This is a genomic window from Pseudomonas sp. COW5, from assembly GCF_026240005.1.
GTDB lineage: Bacteria > Pseudomonadota > Gammaproteobacteria > Pseudomonadales > Pseudomonadaceae > Aquipseudomonas > Aquipseudomonas kribbensis.
In genome coordinates this window covers 2,756,745-2,778,921 of the sequence record NZ_JAPHVP010000001.1, presented here as the reverse complement: position 1 = coordinate 2,778,921, position 22,177 = coordinate 2,756,745, and the positions used below count along the sequence as shown (strand labels likewise).

Here is a 22,177-nt window from a genome sequence, read left to right as displayed (position 1 = left end):
GGAATGTTCGATAGCTGCACCGACCTGAACGTGTTGCAGTGAATCCATAATCGACTGGTTTTTTCAGGTCGATGGATTATGCAAGACACCTCGGTCGGCTCCCTCTCCTGGGGGAGAGGGCTGGGGTGAGGGGGGAAGGACAACGCAAAATTCAAGCGAAAATCAAACCAGCCCCGCATCCACCAACAATCCCTCCAGCGCCAACAGATCCGGCACCTTCGCCACCTGCTCCCCCACCTGCACCGCCGCCTGCTCCAGCGCACACAGCGGCACGTCGACATAACTCAATTGGCTGTCGAGCTTGTACGAGCGCGGAATCCCCTGCACCAGCAAGGCAATGAAGCGCAGCGTCGGCAATCCGCCGAGGGCATTGAGGATGACGATCCGGGCCCGTTCGCCGATGACGATCTTGTTGCCGCACGCCGACTCGAAACTCAGCAGCGGAATCTGCCGCTCGCGCCAGGTCACCCGGCCCAGATACCACGGCGGTGTATCGAGGTCGAAAGCGCTGGACTGGTAGTCGATCAGCTCGGCGACGGCGACGTTGGGCAGGATCAGATTCCGGTCGGCCAGCGGCAGCAACAGCCCGGTGAGCTGGCTGCTGCGCTGGTTATGACGCCGCTCATGCATGTTTTTTGCTCCACAGGGCAATGCTTTCGAGCAGCACCGATTCCTGGTACGGCTTGCCGAGGTAGTCGTTGACGCCGATGGCCATGGCGCGGTCGCGGTGTTTCTGCCCGGTGCGCGAGGTGATCATGATGATCGGCAGGTGTTGCAGGCGTTCATCGTGGCGCACCTGGGTCGCCACTTCGAAGCCGTCCATGCGCGGCATTTCGATGTCGAGCAACATCAGGTCCGGCATGTGTTCCTCCAGCAGCAACATCGCATCGACCCCGTCCTTGGCGGTCAGCACGTTCATGCCGTGGCGTTCGAGCAGACGGCTGGTGACCTTGCGCACGGTGACCGAGTCGTCGACCACCAGCACCAGCAGCGGCTTCTGCGGTTCGCTCTCGATTTCGTGACCGGCCGGACGCTGCGGCAACCGCGCCTGCATCGCGCGGATCGGCGCCAGCAGATCGAGGATCAGCACCACCCGTCCATCGCCGAGGATCGTCGCCCCGGACACGCCCTGCACCGCCGCGAACTGCGGGCCGAGGCTCTTCACTACGATTTCCCGGGTGCCCGCCATGGCGTCGACCTGCACCGCGATGTGCCGGTCGTTGCACTGCACCAGCAGCACCGGCAGCGGCAGGCTCTGGCCGAGCAGTTTCGGCCGTGGCGCGGTTTTCAGCAGCTCGCCCAGATAGCACAGTTCATATCGCTGGCCGCCGTACTCGTAGCGCGGCGGATCGTGACGGAAATGCCCGTCGAGTTCATTCGGCAAGACGCGAACGATGCCGTCGATGGTGTTCAGCGGAATCGCGTACTGATCCTCGCCGCACTGCACCATCAGCGCCCGGTTGACCGACACGGTGAACGGCAGGCGAATACGGAAATGCACGCCCTGCCCCGGCACCGAATCGATGCTCATGGTGCCGCCCAGTTGCCGCACTTCTTCGTGCACCACGTCCATGCCCACGCCACGTCCGGAAATCTGGGTGATTTTCTCGGCGGTGGAGAAACCGGGCTGGAGGATGAACTGCAACACTTCGCGGTCGCTGATTTCCGCATTCGGCGCCAGCAGGCCGCGCTTGATCGCCTTGCGTCGCACCGCGTCCAGCGGCACGCCGGCACCGTCATCGCGGATGTCGAAAACGATGTCACCGCCCTCGCGGGACAGGTCGAGGCTTATCTGTCCTTGGGCCGGTTTGCCCGCCGCCATTCGCACGTCGGCCGGTTCCAGACCATGGTCGACGGCGTTGCGCAGCATGTGCTCCAGCGGCGCCGCCATGCGTTCGAGAACGTTGCGATCCATCTCGCCTTCAGCGTTGCCGACGGTGAACGCCACGTCCTTGTTCAGCTCTTCGGCCACCTGACGGACGATGCGCTTGAGTCGCGGCAACATGCGCTCGAACGGCACCATGCGCGTGCGCATCAGGCCTTCCTGCAATTCGGTGTTGATCCGGCCTTGCTGTTGCAGCAGGTTCTCGGCGTCATGGGTGCGCCGGTCGAGGGTTTCCTTGAGGTCGAGCAGGTCGGAGGCGGATTCGAACAGCGCCCGGGACAACTGCTGCAACTGCGAATGGCGATCCATTTCCAGCGGATCGAATTCTTCATAGCCCAGGCGTTCGGCGTCCACTTGCTGGCGGCTGAGAATCCGCCCCTGGGTTTCGGTGTCGAGCCGGCGCAACTGGTCGCGCATGCGCTCGATGGTGGTTTCCATTTCGTTCAGCGCGGTCTGCGCATCGCTGACCTGCTGTTCGATACGGCCACGGAAAATCGAGGTTTCGCCGGCAAGGTTGACCAGTTCATCGAGCAGCTCGGCGGAAACCTTGACCATGTCCGCGCCGGCCTCGGCAGCGGGCGCGGCGGGTTCGGTCTTCAAGGGCACCGGCAATATCGGCGCAGGCGTTTCCACCGCCACCGGGTGGCTGAAATTCTGGATCGCGCCGATCAGCCGATCCGCCGGCGGGCATGACTGGCCGGCGCGCACCGCATCGAGCATCTGCGCCAACCGGTCATGGCCGCGCTGCAACAGGGCAAACAGTTCGGCGCTACTTTGCAGGGTGCCGGAGGACAGGCTTTCGTAAAGGTATTCGAGCTCATGGGCGAGGTCGCCGATGGGGCCGATTTCCACCATCCGCGCGCCGCCCTTGAGGGTGTGCAGATCGCGCAGCAGGGTTTCCACTTCCTGGCGGTTGCCAGGTTCGGCCTGCCAGCGCAGCAGCGCGGCGCCGGAGTTTTCGATGATGTCGAAACCTTCTTCAAGGAAGATTTCCAGCAGCTCCGGGTCGTGTCCGGCGCCATCATGGCTGGCGGCCTCCGGCGGCGTCTCGGGACTGCCGGCCTGGCCCTGACGGAACTGGCGGATCGCGTCGATCAGGTCCGGCGCCGGTTTCAGCGGTTGATGATCATGCAGTTGATCGAGGTACAACGCCAGGCGCTCATGGCTTTGCAGCAACAGTCGGTCCAGTGCGTCGCTGTGGTTGTAGCGGCGATCCACCAGACCTTCGTAAAGGTTCTCCAGCTCCTGGGCCAGGTCGCCGACCGCCTCGACCTCGGCCATCCGCGCACCGCCCTTGAGGGTGTGCAGGTCCCGTTGCAGCGACGACAGCGGCGCGCCGTTTTCCGGGTCGTTCAACCAGCGCTGCAAGGCTTGTCCGGCGCTGTCGAGAATGTCCACCGCCTCTTCGAGGAAGATCTCGACGATCTCGTCATCCGCGCCGATTCCGGTGCTTTTTTGCAGCTCGGCAGTGGCGCTGCCCAGTTCGGAAATGCTCAGGGTCCGGCTGCCGTCGCTGCGGATCAGGCCCATGGCCGACGGGTCGAGGCCTTCGTCGAGCAGTTCGTGCAGCGCACGGATGCGCTGGGGTTGCGGGGTGATTTCCTGGCCGGCGGCCAGTTCGTCGAGCATGTTGATCAGCGCTTCGTGGGCCTGCTGCGCCTCATGGAAAAACCGCTCACTGACCGCGAGGCTGCTTTCTTCCACCGCGCCATACAGATCCAGCAAGGCTTCGCACAACACATCCACCGGCAGCAGATCCGCCAGGTGCGCGGCCTCGCCAAGGGTCGTCAGTTCATCCAGCAGCGCACTGAGTTCCTGGCGTTCGCCGGGATGCTGTTGCCAGCGCTGCAAGAGGTTTTCGGCGTCGAGCAGGATGTCCATGCCCTGAGCCAGGAAGTTGTTGATCAGTTGCGGATCGCGCTTGACCCGCAGGGCACTGCTCGGTGCGTTGAGGATGGATTCGAGGCGTTCGCTCAGCAGGGTTTCGGTGCGTTTGATCAGCGACTGCGCACCGACAATCGGTGCCAGCGGGTCGTGCTTGAGCTGACGCAGACCGACGCGAAACAGGCCTTCGGCTTCCAGCAGCAACTCCACTTCGTCCAGGTCCAGCGCCAGTTGATGGGCCTTGAACTCCCGGGCCAGTTTGTCCAATGGCGCCGCCAGTTCGGCGATCGGCAATACGCCGGCCATCGACGCACTGCCCTTGAGGGTGTGCAGCGCACGTTGCAGTTCGTCACTGGCCTGCAATGGCACGTGTTCGGCGGCCTGATCGAGGAAGCGGTTGAGGCTGGCGAGGTGGGTTTCGGCTTCGTTGCGGAAAATCTCCAGCAACAACGGATCGAGCGCCGCGACGTCTTCCACGTCTTCGGCCGGCAGTGGCGTGTCGCCCTTGGCCAGGGCGTGGGCCCGGGCCGCGAGGTGATCGACATCCTGACGCTGACGCTGACCATTGATGGCGAACTCGGCGATCAGGTCCGGCAGCAACAGCAGCGTATCGGCCAGCAATTGCTGCACCGCCGGCGACGGTTCGACGCTGTGCTCCAGCACACGATTGAGCAGGTTTTCCACCGCCCAGGCCAGTTCGCCGAGCACCAGCGCACGGACCATGCGTCCGCTGCCTTTCAGGGTGTGAAAGGCGCGACGCAGTTCGCTCAGGGCTGCGCGGTCCTGCGGATCGGCGGTCCAGCGCGGCAGGTAGTCGCGCAGGACATCGAGCACTTCCTCGGTCTCTTCGAGGAACACTTCACGCAACTCGTCGTCCACCGGCTCTTCATCGGCGGGCGGTGGCAGCAGACTGCCGGGCGTGGTCAACGCGGGCGGGTTGACCGCCGACACCGGGCTGGCCAGCACATCGGCCAGCGACTGGGCGATTTGCGGGTCATCGAGTTCCTGCAGGTCCTGCATGACCAGCGCTTCGCCGGGGCTGAGCACATCCTCGAGCACGGGCACATGCTGTTCGCTGGGCGGCTCGTCAGGAAAGTAGCCGAGACGGGCCAGGCTCTTCTGCGCGACATCCAGCAATTGCTCGCTCGGTGCCTGCGGGTCATCGGTCAGGCGTTCGAGGTAATACTCGAGACTGGTGATGACATCGGCGAGGTTGTCCAGCTGCTGCCAGCCCGGCTCGTGGGGATCGAGCAGCAGGTGCTCGCGGATGAAGCCGTTGCAGGCTTCCAGCAGGCTCGCCGCACGGGTCAACGGAATCATCGCCAGCGCGCCACGCACCTGGGTCAGCAGCGCCGGTAAGGGTTGCAGCTGCTGGCGATCCCAGTCGGCGTCGATGTAGTCGACGATCATGTCCTTGGCCTGTTGCAGGCAGATACGTGCTTCCTTGATCACGATCTGGTGGATCTGCGTCAGGTCGGTGGTGGGCAGGCGCGAGTCTTCCGGGCTCTCCGGTTCCACCGTGCCGACCATCCCGGCCAGGGTCGCTTCGACGTAAAGCAAGGCGCCGGCGACATCCATCAGCGTGGCGTCGTTCGGTTCGCGCTGGCCCTGAGCGAGGCTGAGCACCACCGCCAGTTGATCGATGATGACCTTGCGCGGCTGGCCGAAGCCGAGCACCGCGAGGGTGTCGGCGATCTGCCGCAACGGCGCCAGCAGGCTGTCCAGATCCGAGGTGTGCTGGCGGTCGCTGCGCACGAACAGGTCGAGGCGTTCCTTGACCCGCACCAGCTCTTCGCACAACGCCGCGAGCACCGAGCGCATGGCATCGCGGTCGGGGCCGGCCAGGCGTGCGCGTTCTTCGTCGACCATCGCGCTGTCGGGCAACGCGTCGTCCAGAGAGTAGCGATCTTTCATGGTCAGCATCTGCCCGGTGGGATGTTCGGCTTTGGCAATGTAGAACAACAGGCTTTTGAACAGCTCGGGCGGCGGTGGCTGGTTGAGGCCGGCCATGCCTTGTTCGAGCAGGCGCTTGAGTTCCTTGTCGGCGTCCTTGAACAGGCTGCGCAGGGCCGGGCTGTTGGCGATCCGGCCTTCGCGCATGCCTTCGACCAGCGCCGAGGCGACCTGCCACAAGGGACTCAAGGGTGCATCGCCGCTCAAGGCTTCGAGGCGGGTGAAGACTTTGCTCAGGTAGCCAAGATGCGTCTGGTCGTCCTGTTCGCGGAGCAGGCCTACCAACGCCATCTGCAACATCTGCCGCAACTTGCGCAGCACATTGGGTAAATCGGCCGGTTCCAGCATGGTCAGCGCTTGCGGGCTCAGCGGCGGTAGCTCCGGCAATTGCGGGCTGAACAGGCTGGTCTCGGACAACAGGCTTTCGCCCCGGGCGCTGCGCAAATCGTTGATCAACGGCAGCACCACCAGCGGCAAGTCACGGCGTGCACTTTGCACGCGGTCGAGGTAGGTCGGCAGTTGGCCGAAGGCCTGCAACAACAGGTGCAAGGCTTCGTCGCGGTGGCTGACGCGGTCGTTCTGCAGGGCTTCGACCAGATGCTCCATCTCTTCGGCGAGCAAGGCCGCGCCGTAGAACTCGACCATCTGCAGACTGCCGTGGACCTGATGGATGCACGCCAGGCACTCGTCCAGCCCGGGCACCGACTGCGGATCGTCGAGCACGGCTTCGATGGCCTGATGCGCCTGCCTCAGCGTTTCGGCAATTTCGCCCTTGACCCATTCGAGGGCCACGTAGTCGTGCCGGTCGCCCATAACCGCTCCGCTCGACATGATCTCGCCCGCAGGCTTCACGCCTTGCCCGTGGCGGGTGTTGCCGCCGCCGGCAAGGTGAAACCGGACACCGAACGCCGCAACTGGCTGGCCATTTTCGTCAGGTTGCCGATGCTTTCGGCGGTGGCCGTGGAGCCGGACGAGGTCTGCGAGGTGATCTGCTGGATCACGTTCATCGTCAGCGAAATCTGCCCAGCCGACGACGTCTGCTGCTGCGCCGCGTTGGAAATGCTCTGGATCAACGCCGCGAGAGTCTTGGACACGCCTTCGATTTCTTCCAGGGCCACACCGGCATCCTGCGCCAGCCGCGCGCCGCGCACCACTTCGGTGGTGGTCTGTTCCATGGAAATCACGGCTTCGTTGGTGTCGGTCTGGATCGCCCGCACCAGCGTCTCGATCTGCCGGGTCGCGGCGGACGATCGTTCGGCCAGCCGTTGCACTTCGTCGGCCACCACGGCAAAGCCACGGCCGGCGTCACCGGCCATCGACGCCTGAATCGCCGCGTTGAGGGCGAGGATGTTGGTCTGGTCGGCAATGTCGTCGATCAGGCTGACGATGTCGCCGATTTCCTGGGACGACTCGCCCAGGCGCTTGATGCGTTTGGCGGTGTCCTGGATCTGTTCGCGAATGTTGTCCATGCCGTGGATGGTGTTGTGCACCACCTCGTTGCCCTTGTTGGCAATCTCCACCGAACGCTCGGCCACCGCCGAGGATTCGGCAGCGTTGGCCGACACCTGATCGATGGACTGGGCCATCTCGTTGATCGCCGTCGAGGCTTCGGAAATCTGCTGGGCCTGATGCTCCGAGGCCTGGGCCAGGTGCATGGCGGTGGCCTGGGTTTCCTGCACGGCGGCGGCGACCTGGCCGGCGGTGAGGTTGATGGTCGCCACCAGGTCGCGCAACTGGTCGACGGAATAGTTGATCGAGTCGGCGATGGTTCCGGTGAAGTCTTCGGTCACCGAGGCGGTCACCGTCAGGTCGCCGTCGGCGAGGTCTTCGATTTCGTCCAGCAGGCGCATGATCGCGTTCTGGTTGCGTTCGTTCTTCTCGGCGGTTTCCTGCAATTGCCGGTTGGTTTCCCGGACCATGACCATGCCGATCAGGATGATCGACGCCAGCGCCAGCAGGCCCAGCACGTAACCGCCGATGGTGTCGGTGCTGCGCCCGCCGGCGAGGTTTTCGAAACCTGTGGCCAGGTGCGAGGCTTCGTCGAGCAAGGTCTGCGACAGGCTGAAGATGTTGGTGGCGGACTCGCGGACCTTGAACAGCTCCGGCGAGGTTTCGAGGATTTCATCCACCGAACCGGAGACGAACTGGAACAGCTCGGCGATTTCGCTCAGGCGCGCACGGGCATCACGGTCTTCGACCTGGCTGATCTTGAGTGTCGGGTTGCCTTGCAGCATGCCGTTGAGCACCTGACCGAAGCGCGTGGCGTCACGGCCGAAGGCATCGGCGGCCTGTTGCGAGTTTTCATCGCCGGAGAGCACGGTGTTGACCGCGCCGAGAATCCGCTCGGCCAGCAGCGACTGACGCTGGGCCATCGCCACCTGCGCCGCCGGGGCACCGCGTTGCAGGAGAATCTCGACGACCTTTTCGTATTCGATCTGCAACTGCGGCACGGTTTCGGCCAGGGTCGCGGCGACCTGATGCAGGGACAGCACGGTCTGTTCGCTGGACAGGATGGCGTCAGTGTTTTTCAGCAGGCGTTCCCAGTCCAGCTGCACGGCGCGCATTTCCGGGCGCACGGTGGACGGTGCCGGCGGCAGTCCGGTGGCCGGGTCGCCCTTCTTCAGATAACCCCAGCGCTGGGCGAAATCGTTGCGCGCATCGCTCAGCAACTTGAACGCGGCGGCCTTGCCGGCGGCGGCTTCGGTGGCGTTCTTGGCGATCCGCTGCGACAGCACCCGCAGCTCGCCGGCGTGGCCGATGTACTGTTTGTCGTAGTTGGCCTGGGTGTTGAGGTAAGCGAAATTGGCGAACAGCAGCATGATGAACACGATCAGCGCGATGAACAGCACGATGATCTGCGAGCGGCTGCGCGAGCCTTCTGCGGGCTTGCTGGTTTTTGCTTTGATCATCGGTCCTCGCCTGTTAAACCGCGACGTGCATGAAACTCGGTGACTGCGCCAGCGCAAACAGGCTGAACACTCGCCAGTTCTGCTCGCGCCGGAAATAGCCTTTGACGAACTCGCCCTTGGAGCCTTGCCGCTTGCGGATCGAGACGGGTTCGAAGCTGTCCTGTTCGAAGTGCTGCAAGCCGAAAACCTCATCGACCAGCACACCGGCAAACACGTCCTGATGCTCCACGACCAATACCCGCCGCTGCTTGCGCATCGGTGACAGCTCATGGCCGAAGAATCCGCACAGGTCCATGATCGGCAGCAACCGCCCGCGCAGATTGGCGACGCCCTTGACCCAGGGCTTCACCCCCGGCATCTGGGTGAAACGCGGTTCGGGCAGCACTTCGCTGACCTCGCCCATGGGCGCGACGTACCAGTGCTCGCCGAGGCGAAAGCCGATGCCGCTCCAGCGATCCTGGCGCGCCGGTTGCGACGGCAGGTCCGCCGCCAGCAGGCGACAGCGCTGGTCGATCTGCCACAACAGTTCGAACGCGGTCAGCGACTCGCTCATGGCGGCGCGATCAACCGGCCAGCACGTTGTTCAGGGTCTTGATCAGCGTGTCTTCGTCGACCGGTTTGGTCAGGTAATCCCTGGCGCCCTGGCGAGTGCCCCAGACCTTGTCGGTTTCCTGATCCTTGGTGGTGATGATGATGACCGGGATGTGGCTGGTTTCAGCGTCCTTGGTCAGTTGGCGGGTCGCCTGGAAACCGTTGAGGCCGGGCATGACGATGTCCATCAGCACCGCGTCGGGTTTTTCCTGACGGGCGAGGGCCACGCCGTCGGCGCCGTTTTCGGCTTTCAACACTTCGTGGCCGTGCTTTTCCAGCATGCCGGTCAGTTTGTACATTTCGGTCGGCGAATCATCGACGATCAGAATACGTGCCATGGTCTTCCCCATTTTTTCTTGTCGACACCGGGCCCGCTGGCCGAGCGTCACTGTGCGTGTCTTACTGCGGCAAATCAGCGGCAAAGCCCGGAACATGGGCCGCAATCGCGTCGAGCAGTTCTTCCTTGCTGAAAGGCTTGGTCAAAAATTGATCGGAACCGACAATCCGCCCCTTGGCCTTGTCGAACAGCCCGTCGCGGGACGACAGCATGATCACCGGCGTCGCCTTGAAGGCACTGTTGTTCTTGATTAAAGCGCAGGTCTGATAACCATCCAGACGCGGCATCATGATGTCGACAAAAATGATCCCGGGGTGGTTGTCGGCGATCTTCGCCAGGGCGTCGAAACCGTCGATCGCCGTGATGACTTCGCACCCTGCATTTTTCAACAGGGTCTCGGCGGTGCGACGAATCGTTTTCGAGTCGTCGATCACCATGACCTTCAAGGCGCTGGACTGCTGTTCCATAAGGGGGCTCTACCGTCGCCTTTGCGAATCAATTTGTCCGTTTTGCGATGCGTAATGGCCGGAAACCCTTGATGCTTAAGGGCCAGCACGATATGGCAGCCTTTTTAGCACAGTCTCCTGACGCAATCTATCGACGGGTTTTTCCTTGACCGAAAACCCGCCCGGAGCCACTCTGGCGGCACTTTTTTCATACCGATCCGGTAGCCAATTTTCGAGGAAAACCCAATGAGCGTTCGCGTCGGGATAGTCATGGACCCAATCGCCAGCATTTCCTATAAAAAGGATAGCTCGCTGGCCATGCTGCTGGCGGCGCAGAAGCGCGGCTGGGAACTGTTCTACATGGAACAGAAAGACCTTTATCAAGGTGAAGGTCAGGCACGGGCACGGATGAAGCCGCTGAAAGTCTTCGCCAACCCGGAAAAATGGTTCGAACTGGGCGCCGAACAGGATTCCCTGCTGAGCGACCTGAACGTGATCCTGATGCGCAAGGATCCGCCGTTCGACATGGAGTTCGTCTACTCCACCTACCTGCTCGAACAGGCCGAAGCCGCCGGCGTACTGGTGGTCAACAAGCCGCAGAGCCTGCGCGACTGCAACGAAAAGCTGTTCGCCACCCTGTTCCCGCAGTGCACGCCGCCGACCGTGGTCAGCCGCCGCGCCGACGTGCTGCGTGAATTCGCCGCCAAACATGGCGATGTGATCCTCAAGCCGCTGGACGGCATGGGCGGTACTTCGATCTTCCGTCACCGCGTCGGCGATCCGAACCTGTCGGTGATTCTGGAAACCCTGACCGCCCTCGGCACCCAGCAGATCATGGGCCAGGCCTACCTGCCGGCAATCAAGGACGGCGACAAGCGCATCCTGATGATCGACGGCGAGCCAGTGGATTACTGCCTGGCGCGGATTCCGGCCCAGGGCGAAACCCGTGGCAACCTCGCGGCCGGTGGCCGTGGCGAGGCCCGTCCGCTGACCGACAAGGATCGCTGGATCGCCGCTCAGGTCGGCCCGACCTTGCGCGCGAAAGGCCTGCTGTTCGTCGGCCTCGACGTGATCGGTGAACACCTGACCGAAATCAACGTCACCAGCCCGACCTGCATCCGCGAGATCGACAATGCCTTCGGCACCGACATCGGCGGGATGCTGATGGATGCCATCGAGAAAAAGCTGCAAGGTTGATGTGTGTCACATGCAGCCTGTCGCTTGATGCTTGAAGCCCAAGGCGTGAAACCAACATTGCGTTATCATGCGCGGCCTGTGAAAAACGCGATGTTGGTTTTCTTGTCATGACACTTCCGTCCGATCTGCCCGCTGAACTCGCCCATAAAGGCGTGCGCCCGGTCGATCGCCTCGGATTTACCCTGTTTCTCGCGGCGTTGATCCATTTGGCGCTGCTGCTCGGCGTGGGTTTCACCATGGTCGAGCCCAAGCAGATCAGCAAAACCCTGGAAATCACCCTCGCCACCTTCAAGAGCGAAACCAAGCCCAAGAAGGCCGATTTCCTCGCCCAGGAAAACCAGGAAGGCAGCGGCACCCTCGACAAGAAGGCGATCCCCAAAACCACCGAGGTCGCGCCGTTCCAGGACAATCAGGTCAAGAAAGTCACCCCGCCACCGGCCGCCAAACCGGAAGTGCAGGAAGCCGCGCCCAAGGCAGCGGTGACCACCGTTGCGCCAAAACCGAAAAAGGCGCCGACCAAGAAAGAAGAAGCCAAGACCGAGACCAAACCGACGGTCGATGCGCCGACTTTCGACAGCTCGCAGCTCTCCAGCGACATCGCCAGCCTCGAAGCCGAACTGGCCAACGAACAACAGCTGTACGCCAAACGCCCGCGCATTCACCGCCTGAGCGCGGCCTCGACCATGCGCGACAAGGGCGCCTGGTACAAGGACGAATGGCGCAAGAAGGTCGAGCGCATCGGCAACCTCAATTACCCCGAAGAAGCCCGTCGCCAGCAGATTTACGGCAATTTGCGTCTGATGGTGTCGATCAACCGCGACGGCTCACTGTATGAAGTGCTGGTGCTGGAATCCTCCGGCCAGCCGCTGCTGGATCAGGCGGCGCAGCGCATCGTGCGGCTGGCCGCGCCTTTCGCACCGTTTACCGGCGACCTGTCGGACATCGACCGACTGGAAATCATCCGCACCTGGAAATTCGCCCGGGGCGACCGGCTGTCCAGCAACTGAGCCGATCTTTTGACCGCTCCAGCTTGTCAGTTCGCCCCCCGAACGCCACACTACCGCACATGAAAAACGTCAGCCCCAGCTACCTCAAGCATCACTTCCTGATCGCCATGCCACACATGGCCGACCCGAACTTTGCCCACACCTTGACCTACATCGTCGAGCACACGGCCAATGGGGCCATGGGGCTGGTGGTCAACCGACCGCAAGAGCTGAATCTGGCCGACATCCTCGAGCAACTGCGCCCGGACATCGATCCGCCAGCGCTGTGCCAGCATGTGCCGATCTTCATCGGCGGCCCGGTGCAGACCGATCGCGGTTTTGTCCTGCATCCGGCGGGCAAGACCTTCCAGGCCACCGTCGAGCTGGACGGCGACCTCGCATTGTCCACCTCGCAAGACGTACTGTTCGCCATCGCTGACGGCGTGGGCCCAGCGAAAAGCCTGATCACCCTCGGCTACGCCGGCTGGGAAGCCGGGCAACTGGAGGCTGAAATGGCCGACAACGCCTGGCTGACCTGCCCGTACGACGCCGACATCCTGTTCAACACCAGCAGCGAACTGCGCCTGGAAGCGGCGGCCAAACACCTGGGGATCAACCTCAACCTGCTGACCAGCCAGGCAGGGCACGCCTGATGGCCCTGCGCCTGATCCTCGGCTTCGACTACGGCACCAAACAGATCGGCGTGGCGGTCGGCCAGGTGATTACCGGCCAGGCCCGCGAGCTGTGCACCTTGAAGGCACAGAACGGCGTGCCGGACTGGAACCAGGTCGAAGCCCTGATCAAGGAATGGAAACCCGACGCCGTGGTGGTCGGCCTGCCGCTGAACATGGACGGCACGCCCAGCGAGATGTGCGTGCGCGCCGAAAAATTCGCCCGTCGCCTCAACGGCCGCTACAACCTGCCCTTCTATACCCACGACGAGCGCCTGACGACCTTCGAAGCCAAGGGCGAGCGACTGGTGCGCGGCGGGCAGAAAGGCAGTTACCGCGACAACCCGGTGGACGCCATCGCCGCCGCCCTGCTGCTGCAGGGCTGGCTCGACGAAAACACCGCACTGTTTGAATCCTGACAAGCGCTACGGCGCTTTTCTTTTGGCTACAACCCGAGCCCCGGTTCGCGAGAACCGGCTCGACCCCGAGAAGGAGCAACCATGAGCCTGCCCAATCCCGCCGATCTGATCAGCCAGATGGCGACCCGCCTCAAGGCGCACCTTGCCCAGCGTGGTATCAGCGAACCGCGTTACATCGGCATCCGCACCGGCGGCGTCTGGGTCGCCCAGGCCCTGCTCGCAGAGCTGGGCAGCGACGCGCCGTTGGGCACGCTGGATGTTTCCTTCTACCGCGACGACTTCAGCCAGAACGGCCTGCACCCGCAAGTGCGCCCGTCCGCCCTGCCCTTCGAGATCGAAGGCCAGCATCTGGTGCTGATCGACGACGTACTGATGAGCGGCCGGACCATCCGCGCCGCCATGAACGAACTGTTCGACTACGGCCGCCCGGCCAGCGTGACGCTGGTCTGCCTGCTGGACCTGGACGCCGGCGAACTGCCGATCCGCCCAAACGTGGTCGGCGCGACCCTGTCGCTGGCCGCCCACGAGCGGGTCAAGCTGTCCGGCCCGGAGCTGGCCCTCGAACTGCAAGACCTTGCCCTTTAATCCGCCCTATTGAGAGTCCCCTTCGCGATGACGCCTCTAGATACCAAGCGCCCGCTGCAGCTCAATGATCAGGGCCAGCTGCGCCACTTCCTCTCGCTCGACGGCCTGCGCCGCGAGTTGCTGACGGAAATCCTCGACACCGCCGACTCGTTCCTCGAAGTCGGTGCCCGGGCCGTGAAGAAGGTCCCGTTGCTGCGCGGCAAGACCGTGTGCAACGTGTTCTTCGAAAACTCCACCCGCACCCGCACCACCTTCGAACTGGCGGCCCAGCGGCTGTCGGCGGACGTGATCACCCTGAACGTGTCGACCTCGTCGGCCAGCAAGGGCGAAACCCTGCTCGACACTCTGCGCAACCTCGAAGCCATGGCCGCCGACATGTTCGTCGTGCGCCACGGTGATTCGGGCGCCGCACACTTCATCGCCGAGCATGTCTGCCCGCAGGTGGCGATCATCAACGGCGGCGACGGCCGTCACGCGCACCCGACCCAGGGCATGCTCGACATGCTGACCATCCGTCGGCACAAGGGCAGCTTCGAAAACCTCTCGGTGGCCATCGTCGGCGACATCCTGCACTCGCGGGTGGCACGCTCGAACATGCTCGCCCTGAAGACCCTCGGCTGCCAGGACATCCGCGTGATCGCGCCGAAAACCCTGCTGCCGATCGGCATCGAGCAGTACGGCGTGAAGGTCTACACCGACATGACCGAAGGCCTGAAGGACGTCGACGTGGTGATCATGCTGCGCCTGCAGCGTGAGCGCATGACCGGCGGCCTGCTGCCGAGCGAAGGCGAGTTCTACCGCCTGTTCGGCCTGACCACCGCGCGCCTGGCCGGCGCCAAGCCCGATTGCATCGTCATGCACCCGGGGCCGATCAACCGCGGCGTGGAGATCGAGTCGGCGGTGGCCGACGGCCCGCACTCGGTGATCCTCAATCAAGTCACCTACGGCATCGCGATCCGTATGGCCGTGTTGTCGATGGCCATGAGCGGACAAACCGCGCAGCGCCAATTCGAGCAGGAGAACGCCCAGTGAAGCTCAGCATTCTCGGCGCCCGCGTCATCGATCCAAGCAGCGGCCTGGATCAAATCACCGATATTCACGTTGAAGCCTGCAAGATCGTCGCCCTCGGCGCTGCACCGGCCGGTTTCACCGCCGTCGAAACCATCGACGCCACAGGCCTTGTTGCCGCTCCAGGTCTCGTAGACCTGAACGTCGCCCTGCGCGAGCCGGGCTACAGCCGCAAAGGCACCATCGCCAGCGAAACCCGCGCCGCAGCGGCCGGCGGCGTGACCAGCCTGTGCTGCCCGCCGAAAACCAAACCGGTGCTCGACACCTCCGCCGTGGCCGAGCTGATCCTCGACCGTGCGCGCGAGGCCGGCAACACCAAGGTGTTCCCGATCGGCGCCCTGAGCAAAGGCCTGGACGGCGAACAACTGGCTGAACTTGTTGCCTTGCGCGACGCCGGTTGCGTGGCCTTCGGTAACGGCCTGGAGAGCTTCCGCAACACCCGCACCCTGTGCCGGGCGCTGGACTACGCGGCAACGTTCGACCTGACGGTGATTTTCAACTCCCAGGATCACGACCTCGCCGACGGCGGCCTGGCCCACGAAGGCGCGACAGCCAGTTTCCTCGGCCTGCCGGGTATCCCGGAAACCGCTGAAACCGTGGCCCTGGCCCGGGACCTGCTGCTGGTCGAGCAGACCGGCGTGCGTGCGCACTTCAGTCAGCTGACCAGCGCTCGTGGCGTGGCCCTGATCGCTCAGGCCCAGGCCCGTGGCCTGAAAGTCACGGCGGATGTCGCCCTGTATCAGCTGATCCTGACGGACGAAGCGCTGATCGACTTCAGCAGCCTGTATCACGTGCAACCGCCGCTGCGCACCCGCGCCGACCGCGACGGTCTGCGTGAAGCGGTGAAGTCCGGGGTGGTCTCGGCGATCTCCAGCCATCACCAGCCCCATGAGCGCGATGCCAAACTGGCACCGTTCGGCGCGACCGAGCCGGGCATCAGCAGCGTTGAACTGCTGCTGCCGCTGGCGATGACACTGGTCGAGGATGGTCTGCTGGACCTGCCGACCCTGCTGGCACGTCTGAGCGCCGGCCCGGCCGAGGCCCTGCGCCTGCCGGCAGGCAAGCTGGCAGTCGGCGGCGCGGCGGATATCGTGCTGTTCGATCCGAAGGCTTCAACCGTGGCCGGCGAGAGCTGGCTGTCGAAAGGCGAGAACTGCCCGTTCCTCGGTCACAGCCTGCCGGGTGTGGTGCGCTACACGCTGGTGGATGGCCGGATCAGCCATCAGGCATGAAGACTGGAGGTAGCAGGCTGCAATGGCCTGCTACCTCTTGAACTTCATTTGATAACGACAAACATCCTTATTGGAAAAGTTTCGCTCAAAGTCACTGTTCGCAACATCAAATCTCCCTCACCGGTCTTCTGCCGTTAGATCTGCACCAAGTGGCGCAGGAAAGCGGCTACCCGCCATAAAGAAATCTCCGACGTTTTACACCCACCCTGTAAAAACAGCCGCGAAACAATCAGAAACAGCCTACAAAGTTCTCGTAGGTAATATCTACGTAGAGTCACTAACATAAAACCGTCAGAAGGATAACTAATACCCACAAGGATGAGCACATGAAAAATGGACTTACGCTTCCCCCTATTATCACCAGAGGTACAACAGGAAACTCTGGCGGTTTTACAGTCGACTCCGGTTTCAGATGGGGAACCTATGCAACCGCAGATTGGCAGGGCGCAGGAGAGGCGTTCATCACTAAGGGCGGTCGCGATCGACATTATCGGCGACCATAAAATAAGATTGAGCGAGACTGGGCTTAACCCCACCCCGTGAGCATCAATATTTTAAATACACCTGCACACTGGCGGACGAATGAACAGAACCTGCAAACTGTTGAGTTACATGTACCTGACCGTTCTCGCACTCACATCTGGCGCAGGAGCACTTATACTAATAAAAAATCTTAAGTCAGAAATTTATGACATACACCAGGATTCGATTGGCCTGCCCATTGGTACAACGCTGATTATTTTCCTGACACTTTCACTAATGCACTTACTGCAGATTCTCTTATTACGCCGAGCGCGCGCCAATTCGTTTGCAGGTCTGCTACTGAAAATATCGGCCTACCTGATTGCAACAATATCCTTGGTGATTTTGGTGGACAGGATTGTGTATTGGTCGATACCCCATCACGCCGTCATTGCAATACTTTATGGTGTGACTGCCATTACGTTTGCCGTTTTCCAAATACAAACCTTGGTGCGATTGAAATAACGCGCAAGACCACATGTCGAAGGGGAAGCCTGCCAGCGCACGAACTGCGCCGGCGGTTCTCCCCTCGCCATCACTTACTGAAAAGCGCCCCGCCCTTCGGCATTACGCACCGACACCTGATCATTCAGCGTCCAGAAGTCATACAGCACGCCCAGAAAGAACAACCCGCCGGTCAGCAGGTACACCACTCCGCTGATCCACTTGCCCTGATACATCCGGTGCACGCCGAACGCACCGAGGAATGTCAGCAGAATCCACGCCACGTTGTATTCGATCGGCCCCGCCGCAAAGCGCAGGTCCGCTTCCCGGTCCATTGCCGGGATCAGGAACACGTCGATCAGCCAGCCAATCCCCAGCAGGCCGAAGGTGAAAAACCAGATCGTGCCGGTCACCGGCTTGCCGTAATAGAAGCGGTGCGACCCGGTAAAACCGAAGATCCACAACAGGTAACCGATCACCTTGCTATGGGTGTCCTTTTCCTTCACGCGGGGCAGTTGATAGCGGTTCATGAAGACCTCGATACACGCGATAGATAAATTTTCTTTAATTCTTTGTGACTTTTTTACAGGTACCCGACGTACGGCAAATGCTACCTTGTGGTCCGTCAAAGCCTTATAGCACCTGACTTCTGTCCGACAATTGCGTCTATTTGCCGCTTGTTTGGTTCCGTTGCCCGCCTTTTGAATCGACCAACGGCCTCGGAAGGGACAAAAAAGCTGTTATAAAGTTGCGCGCTAACACATAAGAGCCCTGCCTAATGCGTCCATTTTTCAAGACATGGCTAACTATTTGCCTATTAATGCCACTGGCCGCCCACGCCACCAATCGTGAGCAACGTCTTCCCAACGTCAACGGTTTCACTCCCAAATCCCATGCCTCTGCTCCGTCGAACAAAGGCAAGCAAACGAAACACACCACGCTCGCCAGCAAGGGTCACGGCAAGCTGGTTCCACCGATGGCAAACAAGGAAAGCAGCAACGTCCTCAGTCGTGCGGTGAACGTCCTCGGTACACCTTACCGTTGGGGCGGCAGCAGCCCGAGTAAAGGTTTCGACTGCAGCGGCCTGGTGAAATACGCGTTCAACGACGCGACTTTCGATCTGCCGCGCACCTCGAATGCCATGGCCAGCGGTCACGGCGAGAAAGTCGAGCGCAAGGATCTCAAGCCTGGCGACCTGATTTTCTTCAACATCAAGAGCCGTCGGGTCAATCACGTTGCCATCTACCTGGGCAACGACCGCTTCATCCACGCACCGCGCCGTGGCAAAGCGGTGAGCATCGATACGCTGAACAAGCCGTATTGGGAACAGCATTACGTGGTTGCCAAGCGCGTGCTGCCGAAAGAACCGGGCGGCAAGCAGATGCGCGTGGTTCAGCGCTGATCCTTGCAGATCACAAAAAAACGCAGCCCTCGGGCTGCGTTTTTTTTCGCCACTAGAAATTATCCGGCGTCCGCGCCTTCTCCCGCGCATGTTCGCGACTGATCAGACCCTTGGTCACCAGATCCTTCAGGCACATGTCGAGTGTCTGCATTCCCAGCGACCCGCCGGTCTGAATCGCCGAATACATCTGCGCCACCTTGTCCTCGCGGATCAGGTTCCGGATCGCCGACGTTCCCAGCATGATTTCGTGCGCCGCCACCCGGCCGCCGCCGATCTTCTTGATCAGCGTCTGCGAGACCACGGCCAGCAACGACTCGGACAACATCGAGCGCACCATGGACTTCTCGTCCCCCGGAAACACGTCCACCACCCGGTCGATGGTCTTGGCCGCCGAGGTGGTGTGCAACGTGCCGAACACCAGATGCCCGGTTTCCGCAGCGGTCAGCGCCAGGCGGATGGTTTCCAGGTCGCGCATCTCGCCCACCAGGATCACGTCCGGGTCCTCACGCAGCGCCGACCGCAATGCCGTGGCGAAACTGCGGGTATCGCGGTGGACTTCACGCTGATTGATCAGGCATTTGCGCGATTCGTGGACGAATTCGATCGGGTCCTCAATCGTCAGGATGTGGTGATGACGGTGGGTGTTGAGGTAATCGATCATCGCCGCCAGGGTGGTGGACTTGCCGGAGCCGGTCGGTCCGGTCACCAGCACCAGCCCGCGCGGGGCGTCGGTGATCTTGCGAAAGACGTCGCCCATGGCGAGGTCTTCCATGCTCAGCACTTTCGACGGGATGGTCCGGAACACGGCGCCGGCGCCACGGTTCTGGTTGAAGGCGTTGACCCGAAACCGCGCCACGCCCGGCACTTCGAAGGAAAAGTCGGTTTCCAGGTGTTTCTCGTACTCCACCCGCTGGGTGTCGTTCATGATGTCGTAGATCAGCTCGTGCACCTGTTTGTGATCCAGCGCCGGCAGATTGATCCGCCGCACATCGCCATCCACGCGGATCATCGGCGGCAGTCCGGCCGACAGGTGCAGGTCGGAAGCGCCCTGTTTGGCGCTGAAGGCCAGCAGTTCAGTGATATCCATAGCGTCCCTCAATTCCAGTAGAATGCCGCGAACCTTCAGACCGCTGGCGCCTCTTGATGTCCACGATAGCAGACAACATTCTCCAGGTTAGTTCGCGCATTAAGGCAGCCGTCAAAGCCGCCGGCCGCGATGAAAACAGCGTCCAGCTGCTGGCCGTGAGCAAGACCAAACCCGCCGAAGCCCTGCGCGAAGCGTACGCCGCCGGCCTGCGCGACTTTGGCGAGAACTATCTGCAGGAAGCTTTGGGCAAACAGCTCGAACTGGCCGACCTGCCCTTGATCTGGCACTTCATCGGCCCCATTCAGTCGAACAAGACCCGCTCGATTGCCGAGCACTTCGCCTGGGTGCACTCCGTGGATCGTCTGAAAATCGCCCAACGCCTTTCCGAGCAACGTCCGGCGGATCTGCCGCCACTGAACATCTGCATTCAGGTCAACGTCAGCGGTGAAGCCAGCAAGTCCGGCTGCACCCCGGCCGACCTGCCGGCCCTGGCCGAGGCCATCAGCGCCCTGCCGCGCTTGAAGTTGCGCGGGCTGATGGCGATTCCCGAGCCGACCGAAGATCGCGCCGAGCAGGATGCTGCATTCGCCGCCGTCCGGAAATTTCAGGCCGGCCTCGATCTGCCGCTCGACACACTTTCCATGGGCATGAGCCACGACCTCGAGTCGGCCATTGCCCAGGGCGCCACCTGGGTCCGTATCGGTACGGCCCTGTTTGGCGCTCGCAACTACTCCCAATCTTGATGATTTCCAGATAAGGACCTGACATGAGCAACACGCGTATTGCCTTTATCGGTGCCGGCAACATGGCCGCCAGCCTGATCGGCGGCCTGCGGGCCAAGAGTCTGGAAGCCGCACACATCCGCGCCAGCGATCCGGGCGAAGAGACCCGCAACCGGGTCAGCGCCGAACACGGCATCGAAACCTTCGCCGACAACGCCCAGGCCATCGACGGCGCCGACGTTGTCGTGCTGGCGGTCAAGCCGCAGGCCATGAAGGCCGTGTGCGAAGCGATTCGCCCGAGCCTGAAACCGAATCAACTGGTGGTGTCCATCGCCGCCGGCATCACCTGCGCCAGCATGACTGCATGGCTTGGCGAGCAGCCGATCGTACGCTGCATGCCCAATACCCCGGCGTTGCTGCGTCAGGGCGTGAGCGGCTTGTACGCCACCGGCGAAGTCAGCGCCGAACAACGCCAGCAGGCTGAAGAGCTGCTGTCCGCCGTGGGCATCGCCCTGTGGCTGAACGAAGAGCAGCAACTGGACGCGGTCACCGCCGTCTCCGGTTCCGGCCCTGCGTACTTCTTCCTGCTGATCGAAGCCATGACCGCTGCCGGCGTCAAACTCGGCCTGCCGAAGGAAACCGCCGAGCAACTGACCCTGCAAACCGCGCTGGGCGCCGCGCACATGGCGGTTTCCAGCGACGTCGACGCCGCCGAACTGCGCCGCCGCGTGACCTCGCCAGCGGGCACCACTGAAGCTGCGATCAAATCGTTCCAGGCCGGCGGCTTCGAAGCCCTGGTGGAAAAAGCACTCGGCGCCGCCGCGCACCGCTCGGCCGAGATGGCCGAACAACTGGGCAAATAAGGAGCCTTACATGATTGGATTGAACACCGCAGCGGTCTACGTGCTGCAAACCCTCGGCAGCCTGTACCTGCTGATCGTGCTGCTGCGCTTCGTCCTGCAACTGGTACGGGCGAACTTCTACAACCCGCTCTGCCAGTTCGTGGTCAAGGCCACCCAGCCGCTGCTCAAGCCACTGCGCCGGATCATCCCGAGCCTGTTCGGCCTGGACATGTCGTCGCTGGTGCTGGCAATCCTCGTGCAACTGGCGCTGATGGCGCTGACCCTGCTGCTGACCTACGGCACCACCGGCAACCCGCTGCAACTGTTCATCTGGTCGATCATCGGCGTGACCGCGCTGTTCCTGAAGATCTTCTTCTTCGCCCTGATCATCAGCGTGATCCTGTCGTGGGTCGCCCCGGGCAGCCACAATCCGGGCGCCGAACTTGTGAACCAGATCTGCGAACCGGCCCTGGCGCCGTTCCGTCGCTTCCTGCCAAGCATGGGCGGCCTGGACCTGTCGCCGATCTTCGCCTTCCTCGCGCTGAAGCTGATCGACATGCTGGTGATCAACAACCTCGCGGCGATGACGATGATGCCGGAAATCCTGCGCCTGTTGATGTGAGCTGGTTCCGTTGGGACGGTGACGACCTGATCCTCGAGTGTCACCTGCAACCGGCAGCCCGCAGCGATGTTTTCTGCGGGCTGCACGGTGATCGCCTGAAGATCCGCCTGACCGCGCCGCCGGTCGAAGGCAAGGCCAATGCGTATCTGATGGGGTTTCTGGCCAAGGCTTTCGGGGTTTCCAAGAGTCAGGTCAGCCTGATCAGCGGTGAGTTGAACCGGCAGAAGCGGGTAAAGATTTGCTCACCGAAGAAACTCCCGGATTTACCCGGTTTAGCTCTTCCTTGATCGCTCCCACGCTCCGCTTGGGAACGAGCGCAAATCAGGCCTGATCGTTGCTTGCCGCTGGGGGCAGCGGTCTTTAGACTTACGCC

At 62.3% G+C, this 22,177-nt stretch carries 21 protein-coding genes; 13 read left to right on the top strand and 8 right to left on the bottom strand.

Translation table 11 applies throughout. From position 1 onward, the window contains the following. Window positions 1-162 precede the first annotated feature (162 nt). The 6 genes from OQ248_RS12640 to pilG form a co-directional block, all read right to left on the bottom strand. Complete coding sequence (locus tag OQ248_RS12640; protein ID WP_265812994.1) at window positions 163-630, bottom strand: chemotaxis protein CheW; 468 nt, start codon at window positions 628-630, stop codon at window positions 163-165. Continuing rightward, on the bottom strand, window positions 623-6,535 hold the full coding sequence (locus tag OQ248_RS12635) for an Hpt domain-containing protein (RefSeq protein ID WP_265812993.1): 5,913 nt from the start codon (window positions 6,533-6,535) through the stop codon (window positions 623-625). Before OQ248_RS12635 ends, OQ248_RS12640 begins: the two co-directional genes overlap by 8 nt. A 35-nt stretch (window positions 6,536-6,570) precedes the next feature. After that, complete coding sequence (locus tag OQ248_RS12630; protein WP_265812992.1) at window positions 6,571-8,631, bottom strand: methyl-accepting chemotaxis protein; 2,061 nt, start codon at window positions 8,629-8,631, stop codon at window positions 6,571-6,573. A gap of 13 nt (window positions 8,632-8,644) precedes the next feature. Beyond that, a complete protein-coding gene (locus OQ248_RS12625) occupies window positions 8,645-9,184 on the bottom strand; it encodes a chemotaxis protein CheW (RefSeq protein WP_085709084.1) in 540 nt (179 codons plus the stop codon). A 10-nt stretch (window positions 9,185-9,194) separates the two neighbouring features. After that, complete coding sequence (pilH, locus tag OQ248_RS12620) at window positions 9,195-9,560, bottom strand: twitching motility response regulator PilH (RefSeq protein WP_011336365.1); 366 nt, start codon at window positions 9,558-9,560, stop codon at window positions 9,195-9,197. Between the two features lie 61 nt (window positions 9,561-9,621). Further along, on the bottom strand, window positions 9,622-10,026 hold the full coding sequence (gene pilG / locus OQ248_RS12615; protein WP_085709083.1) for a twitching motility response regulator PilG: 405 nt from the start codon (window positions 10,024-10,026) through the stop codon (window positions 9,622-9,624). A 225-nt stretch (window positions 10,027-10,251) separates the two neighbouring features. Here pilG and gshB point away from each other — a divergent pair, with 225 nt between their 5' ends. The 8 genes from gshB to OQ248_RS12575 all read left to right on the top strand — a co-directional run bounded on the left by gshB (window position 10,252) and on the right by OQ248_RS12575 (window position 17,150). Further along, on the top strand, window positions 10,252-11,202 hold the full coding sequence (gene gshB, locus OQ248_RS12610) for a glutathione synthase (protein WP_265812991.1): 951 nt from the start codon (window positions 10,252-10,254) through the stop codon (window positions 11,200-11,202). Between the two features lie 107 nt (window positions 11,203-11,309). After that, on the top strand, window positions 11,310-12,209 hold the full coding sequence (locus tag OQ248_RS12605; protein WP_265812990.1) for an energy transducer TonB: 900 nt from the start codon (window positions 11,310-11,312) through the stop codon (window positions 12,207-12,209). A gap of 59 nt (window positions 12,210-12,268) precedes the next feature. Then, the gene (locus OQ248_RS12600) at window positions 12,269-12,841 is read left to right on the top strand and encodes a YqgE/AlgH family protein (protein ID WP_134828394.1); all 573 of its coding nucleotides are present in this window, start codon (window positions 12,269-12,271) and stop codon (window positions 12,839-12,841) included. Beyond that, a complete protein-coding gene (gene ruvX / locus OQ248_RS12595) occupies window positions 12,841-13,278 on the top strand; it encodes a Holliday junction resolvase RuvX (RefSeq protein WP_119427542.1) in 438 nt (145 codons plus the stop codon). Before OQ248_RS12600 ends, ruvX begins: the two co-directional genes overlap by 1 nt. An 81-nt stretch (window positions 13,279-13,359) precedes the next feature. Continuing rightward, on the top strand, window positions 13,360-13,863 hold the full coding sequence (gene pyrR / locus OQ248_RS12590) for a bifunctional pyr operon transcriptional regulator/uracil phosphoribosyltransferase PyrR (RefSeq protein WP_085709078.1): 504 nt from the start codon (window positions 13,360-13,362) through the stop codon (window positions 13,861-13,863). A 27-nt stretch (window positions 13,864-13,890) separates the two neighbouring features. Next, entirely contained in the window at window positions 13,891-14,895 is a 1,005-nt protein-coding gene (locus OQ248_RS12585) for an aspartate carbamoyltransferase catalytic subunit (RefSeq protein WP_025109148.1), read from the top strand. Continuing rightward, the gene (locus OQ248_RS12580; RefSeq protein ID WP_265812989.1) at window positions 14,892-16,163 is read left to right on the top strand and encodes a dihydroorotase; all 1,272 of its coding nucleotides are present in this window, start codon (window positions 14,892-14,894) and stop codon (window positions 16,161-16,163) included. The genes OQ248_RS12585 and OQ248_RS12580 overlap by 4 nt, the downstream gene beginning before the upstream one ends. Before the next feature lie 612 nt (window positions 16,164-16,775). Continuing rightward, complete coding sequence (locus tag OQ248_RS12575; protein ID WP_265812988.1) at window positions 16,776-17,150, top strand: hypothetical protein; 375 nt, start codon at window positions 16,776-16,778, stop codon at window positions 17,148-17,150. A 74-nt stretch (window positions 17,151-17,224) separates the two neighbouring features. On the opposite strand, the gene OQ248_RS12570 is transcribed toward OQ248_RS12575, so the two are convergent. Next, window positions 17,225-17,659 carry a TM2 domain-containing protein gene (locus OQ248_RS12570; RefSeq protein ID WP_114886089.1) on the bottom strand — a complete coding sequence of 145 codons (435 nt, stop codon included), beginning with the start codon at window positions 17,657-17,659 and terminating at the stop codon, window positions 17,225-17,227. 248 nt (window positions 17,660-17,907) lie between these two features. Between OQ248_RS12570 and OQ248_RS12565 the strand changes: the two genes are divergently transcribed. Then, a complete protein-coding gene (locus OQ248_RS12565) occupies window positions 17,908-18,531 on the top strand; it encodes a C40 family peptidase (RefSeq protein ID WP_085709074.1) in 624 nt (207 codons plus the stop codon). A 52-nt stretch (window positions 18,532-18,583) separates the two neighbouring features. On the opposite strand, the gene OQ248_RS12560 is transcribed toward OQ248_RS12565, so the two are convergent. Further along, window positions 18,584-19,618 carry a type IV pilus twitching motility protein PilT gene (locus OQ248_RS12560; protein ID WP_085709073.1) on the bottom strand — a complete coding sequence of 345 codons (1,035 nt, stop codon included), beginning with the start codon at window positions 19,616-19,618 and terminating at the stop codon, window positions 18,584-18,586. A gap of 56 nt (window positions 19,619-19,674) precedes the next feature. On the opposite strand from OQ248_RS12560, the gene OQ248_RS12555 reads away from it, so the two are divergent. Genes OQ248_RS12555 through OQ248_RS12540 form a run of 4 tightly spaced genes read left to right on the top strand, consistent with a single transcriptional unit; the run spans window position 19,675 to window position 22,091 of the window. Further along, entirely contained in the window at window positions 19,675-20,361 is a 687-nt protein-coding gene (locus tag OQ248_RS12555) for a YggS family pyridoxal phosphate-dependent enzyme (RefSeq protein ID WP_265812987.1), read from the top strand. 23 nt (window positions 20,362-20,384) lie between these two features. After that, complete coding sequence (gene proC, locus OQ248_RS12550; RefSeq protein WP_265812986.1) at window positions 20,385-21,203, top strand: pyrroline-5-carboxylate reductase; 819 nt, start codon at window positions 20,385-20,387, stop codon at window positions 21,201-21,203. A 10-nt stretch (window positions 21,204-21,213) separates the two neighbouring features. After that, window positions 21,214-21,804 (top strand): YggT family protein, encoded by a 591-nt coding sequence (locus OQ248_RS12545; protein ID WP_085709070.1) that lies wholly within the window; start codon window positions 21,214-21,216, stop codon window positions 21,802-21,804. Continuing rightward, the gene (locus OQ248_RS12540; RefSeq protein ID WP_265812985.1) at window positions 21,801-22,091 is read left to right on the top strand and encodes a DUF167 domain-containing protein; all 291 of its coding nucleotides are present in this window, start codon (window positions 21,801-21,803) and stop codon (window positions 22,089-22,091) included. Before OQ248_RS12545 ends, OQ248_RS12540 begins: the two co-directional genes overlap by 4 nt. Window positions 22,092-22,177 lie beyond the last annotated feature (86 nt).

Coding starts and splice junctions, on each gene's coding strand:
- OQ248_RS12640 (WP_265812994.1), bottom strand. CDS start 630: ATGCATGAGCGGCGTCATAACCAGCGCAGCAGCCAGCTCACCGGGCTG.
- OQ248_RS12635 (WP_265812993.1), bottom strand. CDS start 6,535: ATGGGCGACCGGCACGACTACGTGGCCCTCGAATGGGTCAAGGGCGAA.
- OQ248_RS12630 (WP_265812992.1), bottom strand. CDS start 8,631: ATGATCAAAGCAAAAACCAGCAAGCCCGCAGAAGGCTCGCGCAGCCGC.
- OQ248_RS12625 (WP_085709084.1), bottom strand. CDS start 9,184: ATGAGCGAGTCGCTGACCGCGTTCGAACTGTTGTGGCAGATCGACCAG.
- pilH (WP_011336365.1), bottom strand. CDS start 9,560: ATGGCACGTATTCTGATCGTCGATGATTCGCCGACCGAAATGTACAAA.
- pilG (WP_085709083.1), bottom strand. CDS start 10,026: ATGGAACAGCAGTCCAGCGCCTTGAAGGTCATGGTGATCGACGACTCG.
- gshB (WP_265812991.1), top strand. CDS start 10,252: ATGAGCGTTCGCGTCGGGATAGTCATGGACCCAATCGCCAGCATTTCC.
- OQ248_RS12605 (WP_265812990.1), top strand. CDS start 11,310: ATGACACTTCCGTCCGATCTGCCCGCTGAACTCGCCCATAAAGGCGTG.
- OQ248_RS12600 (WP_134828394.1), top strand. CDS start 12,269: ATGAAAAACGTCAGCCCCAGCTACCTCAAGCATCACTTCCTGATCGCC.
- ruvX (WP_119427542.1), top strand. CDS start 12,841: ATGGCCCTGCGCCTGATCCTCGGCTTCGACTACGGCACCAAACAGATC.
- pyrR (WP_085709078.1), top strand. CDS start 13,360: ATGAGCCTGCCCAATCCCGCCGATCTGATCAGCCAGATGGCGACCCGC.
- OQ248_RS12585 (WP_025109148.1), top strand. CDS start 13,891: ATGACGCCTCTAGATACCAAGCGCCCGCTGCAGCTCAATGATCAGGGC.
- OQ248_RS12575 (WP_265812988.1), top strand. CDS start 16,776: ATGTACCTGACCGTTCTCGCACTCACATCTGGCGCAGGAGCACTTATA.
- OQ248_RS12570 (WP_114886089.1), bottom strand. CDS start 17,659: ATGAACCGCTATCAACTGCCCCGCGTGAAGGAAAAGGACACCCATAGC.
- OQ248_RS12565 (WP_085709074.1), top strand. CDS start 17,908: ATGCGTCCATTTTTCAAGACATGGCTAACTATTTGCCTATTAATGCCA.
- OQ248_RS12560 (WP_085709073.1), bottom strand. CDS start 19,618: ATGGATATCACTGAACTGCTGGCCTTCAGCGCCAAACAGGGCGCTTCC.
- OQ248_RS12555 (WP_265812987.1), top strand. CDS start 19,675: ATGTCCACGATAGCAGACAACATTCTCCAGGTTAGTTCGCGCATTAAG.
- proC (WP_265812986.1), top strand. CDS start 20,385: ATGAGCAACACGCGTATTGCCTTTATCGGTGCCGGCAACATGGCCGCC.
- OQ248_RS12545 (WP_085709070.1), top strand. CDS start 21,214: ATGATTGGATTGAACACCGCAGCGGTCTACGTGCTGCAAACCCTCGGC.